We start from the raw sequence: 6167 nt of genomic DNA on the forward strand, positions 1-6167 counted from the left end.
CGCGGGAATGACAGAGGCTGCGGGAAGGACAGAGACTGCGGGAAGGACAGAGGCTGCGGGAAGGACAGAGGTCGCGGGAAGGACAGAGGCTGCGGGAAGGACAGAGGTCGCGGGAATGACAGAGGCTGCGGGAATGACAGAGGCTGCGGGAAGGACAGAGACTGCGGGAAGGACTTACGGCTTTATGAGATTTTAGGAATCCCTTCAATGGCGGCGGACCTGAGCATTTTGGCGAATAAGAAGATTGTGCTCGGCGTGTCGGGCGGAATAGCGGCGTACAAGGCGGCGGATTTGGCCAGCAAACTCACCTCCGCCGGTGCGGCGGTCCGAACGATTCTCACCGAGGCCGCTCAGAAACTGATTACCGCCAAGACCTTTGAGGCCCTGACCGGCCAGCCGGTCTATACCGACCTGTGGTCGACACCGGAGGAGTTCCAGATTGGACATGTCCAGACGGCCGACTGGGCGGATGCGCTGGTTGTTGCACCCGCCACCGCCGATATCCTGGCCAAAACCGCCGCGGGGATTTGCGACGACCTGTTGAGCACAACCCTGTGCGTCTGCTGGGAAAAGCCGATTCTGATGGCGCCGGCGATGAACACCCGAATGTGGACGAATCCGGCCACCCGGCAGAACGTCCAAACCCTCACGACACGAAATATCCGCTTTGTCGGGCCCGCCGCCGGCCGTCTGGCCTGCGGTACCGAAGGCATCGGGCGAATGGCTGAGCCGGCGGAAATCCTCGATGCCCTTGCCCAACTCTTTCAAAAATAACCCGCCTCCTTCTTCAAAAAAAACAGTACCTCCGCTTTCTTTTCATTGATATACTCAGCGGCGAGATTTGCTGCTGTTCTGACGAGACGACAGACACAGAATTATCATTACTGCGGAGGCACAAAAATGAAGACATTCACTGCAAACTCGAAATCTGTTTTCTTTTTATTTGTTCTTTTTGGAACAATTGGGCTGCTTTCCTTTGCTGCCGTTTCAGAAAGGAGCCGGGAATATGAGATTTCCGTACCGCCTTACAAAAGTGATCTGGTGCGAATGATTGAGGCGTATGAACGGCTCAGCGACCAGTATCTGGCACTGGTTCAGCAGCACCTGTTGAAGATGGATGCGGATAATCAGGCCCTTTTGAAAAAACTGGACGCTCTCGAGAAAAAACTGGACGAGCTGAACCGGAAAATAGAGCGTCTGCTCCCGTCCGAGTCCCCTGCCGCCGAACGAACCTCCCCGTAAAAAAGTCGGAACCTGCCGTCGGCTGTTTTCGTATCTATTGCCGTCTTCCGGAGATACAAAATGCTGAATCGGACCCCTACGAGAGCCCTTATTTTGCTTTGGCCTGCTTTGACAGCCGCCGTCCTGTTGGGCAGTCCTGCGGCGGCGGATTTCTTTCTGATTTATCAATATGAACTGGAGCGTTCGTCCGTCCGGTTTTACACGGACATTCGGGACGGCCGGCCTGGAATTGTCGCGGAGTTTGCCGGCACAAAGGACCTGCACTACTATGCCTCCGCCAAAACGGCCCCGGCACCCGGAGTCGAGCTGAAAATCGTTGTATCCGCCGAAGGCATCCGCTTCGGCAAACCCATCTTCCCGACGCCCAGTCTGTTTCGGGAGGAAGCCCTCAATCAGGATGTAGAAGTCTTCGCAGGCAATTTTCAAATCTTTGTGCCGGCTGAGTCAGGGTTTCAGACGGCCTCCGGACCGGTGGAGATTACGCTGAGCGGCCTGGCCTGCACGAGCAAACTCTGTCTGACGCCGTTCCGCAAAACTTTTCGGGGTGTGCTCCGTCCCGCAGCCGACTCGTCCGGCCTGCCGAAACTGGAGCAAATTACGGAGGCGGATTCCGGCGGCGTGTTTATCCCCACCCAGCCCCAAGCAGAGTCTTCGCTGGCTGGGATGCTGGAGGGCTGGACGGAAGATGCGGCCGGACAGCCGACACGTCGGACGTCCCTGTTTTACTTTCTGCTGGCGATTCCGGCCGGTCTGTCCATCAACCTGATGCCCTGTGTGCTTCCGATTCTTCCGCTGATTATTCTGCGTCTGATTGCCAACGCCAAAGAATCGCCGGCCCGCCGTTTTGCCCTCGGGCTGGCCTTCTGCGGCGGGATTGTGCTGTTTTTTGCCGTGTTTGCGGTGTTGGCGGTGCTGATTCAGATGACGACCGGCGCTGTGATTGATCTGAACTCACTGTATCGGCAGCCGAACGCCGTGATTGTCCTGTTTCTGCTGCTGGTGTTTTTTGCGCTGGCGTTTCTGGATGTGATTTCGTTTACGCTGCCGTCTTCGCTGGCCGGCCCGCAGCAGACCGCCGGCGGAATCCTCGGTTCCGTCGGAATGGGCTTCTTTGCCGGACTTTTGAGCACTCCGTGCAGCGGGGCCCTGCTGGGAGCGGTGCTGGTGTGGGCGCAGTCTCAGCCGCCCGCGGTCGGCAGCAGCGCAATTGTGCTGATGGGGACGGGGATGGCCCTGCCGTATCTGGTGCTGGTGAGCATGCCTAAGCTGCTCGACCGGCTGCCCAAACCGGGGCCCTGGATGGACCTGATGAAAAAGACCGGCGGGTTTCTGCTGCTGATTCTGGCGGTGAAATTTACCCTGACCGCTCTGGACAAAGAGCGGCTGATTAACGTCCTTTTGTACGGCGTGATTTTTGCCTTTTGTGTGTGGATGTGGGGACAGTGGGTTTCGGCGGTGACTCCGGCCGGCCGGCGGAGAACCGTTCGGGCGGCGGCGCTGCTGGTGGCGGCGGGCTGCGGTTTTTGGCTCCTGCCCGCTGAACCGCCCGCCGCTGTGAACTGGCAGCCCTATGACGCCGTCAGGATTGAACAGGCCCTCGAAGACGGACAGGTTGTGCTGATTAAGTTTACCGCCGACTGGTGCACAAACTGCAAGATTGTGGAGCGCAAGGTCTATCAGCGGCCGGACATCGCCAAACTGCTGTCCGAGCGGAATATCCTGACCGTCAAGGCCGATACAACCCAAGCGGATTTTCCGGCCTCCGGCGACCTCAAACGCGTCTTCGGCGAGGCCGGCAACCTGCCGGTCACCATCCTGCTCAATCCAAAAACCCGAACCCTGCTGAAACTCCGCGGCATCTTTGAACCCGAGCAGCTGCTGGAGGCCGTCCGACAGATTCCCTGACCGATGCTCTTGAAAAAACAATGTGTTTCCTGTAAGATTCGTTTCAGGGGGGTGTTTGAGGGAAGAAATCCGATGAGTCTGATTGCGGGCTGTTTCTGCCTGAAAGGACAACCAAAAGGAGAAGCTTGTTTCGAAAAGATAAAGGCGTATCCACTCCTTCTGAAGGACAGCGGAAAGCCGTATGAGCTGATTTATGAGAAGACGCCGCAGGCGGTTCTGCTGGCCAAATACCGACAGACGCAGCCGCCCCAGCTGTTCTTTGGACAAACGCAGGACCTGCTCATTTTGACACTGGGCTACCACGACCTGTCTTATCCGCCGGCCTGGGCGGAAGGATTGACACTCGAACAGGCAGCCGAACGGGTTCAGAACAGTCAAGGACAGTTCGTCTCGGTCCTGGCTGACCGGCGGCAGGCACAAATCAAAATCGTCAACAATCGATACGGCACAAGAGCGTTTTATTATCTGCTCGACGGCGATACACTCTGGTTTGCTTCCAACATCACCTTTCTGATTCATTTGTGCGGGCAGAAGGCCCGACCGGACCCGGTTGGGGTTCTCCAGATTGCCTGCTACGGGCACACAATCAGCCCCCGCACGCACACCCAAGGCGTGCGCCGGCTGTTTCCGGCCACCTGTCTTTCTGTATCCCCCGCAGGCATTCAGGAAAAAACTTATTGGCATCTCGGCTATGATGTGTCCGAAGACCTGGAACCGGATTCGTATGCGGAGGACGTGTTTGAAACCTTTGCGCAATCGGTGGGCCGATGCATGGCCCGCTCGTCGGCCGGCTTTATCAGTCTGAGCGGCGGGATGGACAGCCGAATGGTCGCCGGTGCGGCCGTGCGGTACGGCAAATGGCCCGCCTTTACCTTTTCCAACAACACGGATGTGCTCGAGACACCGGATGTAAAGGCAGCCCGGCAGGTCTGTCAGCGGCTCGGACTGGAACATCACGTCGTTCAGATGACGGCGGAAGAGGCCTTCGAGGAGGCGGATGAAATCGTCCGGCTGTGCGGCGGACTGCTGCCGTTTCACCACCCCCTCAAGGGCTGGCAGAAGGTCAAATGGATGTGCCGCACCACGGGGTACAACATCGGCGGCGGATGCGGAGACCCGATAGCCGGCGACTACGTCAGCTCCATTTATCAGATTGAGCCGGTCTGGACGGACGGGCTGCTGCGGCTGTATGCCCTCGAGCGGCGGCTGTTTTCCAAAGAGGAGCTGACAGGCGTCTTCCGGCGTGAAACCGTCGAGGAGGCGTTCGGGCCGATGCAAGCGGAAATGGTTGAATCGCTGCGGAGCCGGCGCGGGCCGACGGCGGCCCACAAAATCGCCGCCTGGTCGCAGGTCTATTTCAATGCGGGTTTTACCTTCTGCGGACCGGCTTCCACGCACCCGGATGTGAGCGGGGACAGCCCTCATCTCGGATATGAGTATGTGGAAAAAATGCTGCGGATTCCGGCCGAGTGGCTCTACAAGAAAAATTTCTATCACTATATGATTACCCGCTGCCTGCCGACGCTGCGGGATATTATCTACGCCAATACAGGACAGCTTTTAAGCGGGAGAATGGAAACCTACCGTCTGCCCTGGAGGAAAAAAGCCGCCCGGGCGGTCTTCCGGCGAATCCCGTTCCCTCTAACCGCCAAACTCTGGCATCAACCCGCTTCGCTGCGGCCCAGCACCGTCGGTGTTTTTGAGAAAGATGCCCGACTTCATAAAAAAATGAACGAGATTCTGGATGCCAACGCCGCGGTGCGGGAGATATTTGACCCTGAAGGATGCCGCCGGTTTATCGCGGAATACGCCGCCGGACAAAACCGCTTCGGACGTCCCGGCATCAGCGACGAACTGTTCGGCACGCTCGTATCGCTCTTCTACTGGTTCCATCATGCTTCTTCATAACGGAAAGGATTTCGCGTGGCTTCCGGCCAAAAAACAGCCGCTATCGACAAGGAACAGGCCCGACAGCGGGTCCTGAAAATCTTCCCCATACTCCGGAAAACCTATCCGGATGCGACCGTGTCGCTGAACTACAAAAACCCGCTGGAGCTTCTGATTGCGACGATTCTGGCGGCTCAGTGTACGGATGCCCGGGTCAATATCGTCACGGCCGAGCTGTTTAAGAAATACCGCACGCCGCAGGATTATCTGAAGGTGCCGCTGGAGGAGCTGGCTGAGGACATCCGCTCGACCGGTTTTTACAACAACAAAGCCAAAAGCATCCAGGCGGCCTGCCGGAGCATTCTTGAAAAATTCGGCGGCAAGGTGCCGGACACGATGGAGGAGCTGCTGCAGCTGAACGGCGTCGGACGCAAAACCGCCAACGTGATTCTGGGCAACTGCTTCGGCAAGCCGGCGATTATCTGCGATACCCATATGCTGCGGCTGGCCAAACGGCTGGGCCTGTCCAATCAGACCGACCCGGTCAAGCTCGAGTTTGAGCTGATGGAGATTGTGCCGAAGGAACGATACGGCGGCTGGACGCAGTTCAGCCACTGCATTGTCTATCACGGACGGGCGTGCTGTACGGCGCGGAAACCTAACTGCGCCGGCTGCCCGATTGCCCGGTACTGCCCTTCGGCCGGAAAGGCCGTCTGAACCGGCCTTACTTCAACAGCCGCCTGAAGGTCGGGTCCATCGCCTCCGCCCAAATCTGATAACCCTTCTCCTCCGGATGCAGCAGGTCGGGCATGACCTGGCGTGTCAGGACGCCCTGCTCATTGAGAAAGGCCTTGTTGATGTCCAGATAGAAAACATTCCGCCCGTCGGCCAATTTTGCAATCATTCGATTGACCTGGTCATTCTTGGCCCACAGAGGATTGTAAGAGGCATCCTGCGTTTTGTCCTTGCGCTGTTCATCGGAACCGCGCGGGAAAATCGCCAGAATCAAAACCTTCGTCCGGGGCAGTTTCTCGCGCAGCATACAGACAATCGCCCGAATCCCGTCAGCAATCTGTTCGGCGGAATACTGTTCTCGAGCGGCATTATTCGTCCCAATCATCAGCACAGCTAGT

Annotated in this window: 6 protein-coding genes; 5 read left to right on the forward strand and 1 reads right to left on the reverse strand. The window is 57.7% G+C overall.

Going from position 1 to position 6167, the window contains the following annotated elements; genetic code table 11:
* Positions 1–207 precede the first annotated feature (207 nt).
* From WHS88_11800 to nth, 5 genes are all read left to right on the forward strand, one after another.
* On the forward strand, positions 208–774 hold the full coding sequence (locus WHS88_11800; protein ID MEJ5260860.1) for a flavoprotein: 567 nt from the start codon (positions 208–210) through the stop codon (positions 772–774).
* A gap of 126 nt (positions 775–900) precedes the next feature.
* Complete coding sequence (locus WHS88_11805) at positions 901–1242, forward strand: hypothetical protein (GenBank protein ID MEJ5260861.1); 342 nt, start codon at positions 901–903, stop codon at positions 1240–1242.
* 60 nt (positions 1243–1302) lie between these two features.
* On the forward strand, positions 1303–3147 hold the full coding sequence (locus WHS88_11810) for a cytochrome c biogenesis protein CcdA (GenBank protein MEJ5260862.1): 1845 nt from the start codon (positions 1303–1305) through the stop codon (positions 3145–3147).
* Positions 3148–3219: 72 nt separating this feature from the next.
* Complete coding sequence (locus WHS88_11815; protein ID MEJ5260863.1) at positions 3220–5055, forward strand: asparagine synthase-related protein; 1836 nt, start codon at positions 3220–3222, stop codon at positions 5053–5055.
* Between the two features lie 15 nt (positions 5056–5070).
* Positions 5071–5751, forward strand: a complete 681-nt coding sequence (gene nth / locus WHS88_11820) for an endonuclease III (GenBank protein MEJ5260864.1) — start codon at positions 5071–5073, stop codon at positions 5749–5751.
* A 7-nt stretch (positions 5752–5758) separates the two neighbouring features.
* On the opposite strand, the gene WHS88_11825 is transcribed toward nth, so the two are convergent.
* Positions 5759–6167 (reverse strand): GDSL-type esterase/lipase family protein (locus WHS88_11825; protein MEJ5260865.1); only part of this gene is annotated, 409 nt, incomplete at its 5' end.

Source organism: Anaerohalosphaeraceae bacterium (genome assembly GCA_037479115.1).
In the GTDB taxonomy this organism is placed as follows: Bacteria; Planctomycetota; Phycisphaerae; order Sedimentisphaerales; family Anaerohalosphaeraceae; genus JAHDQI01.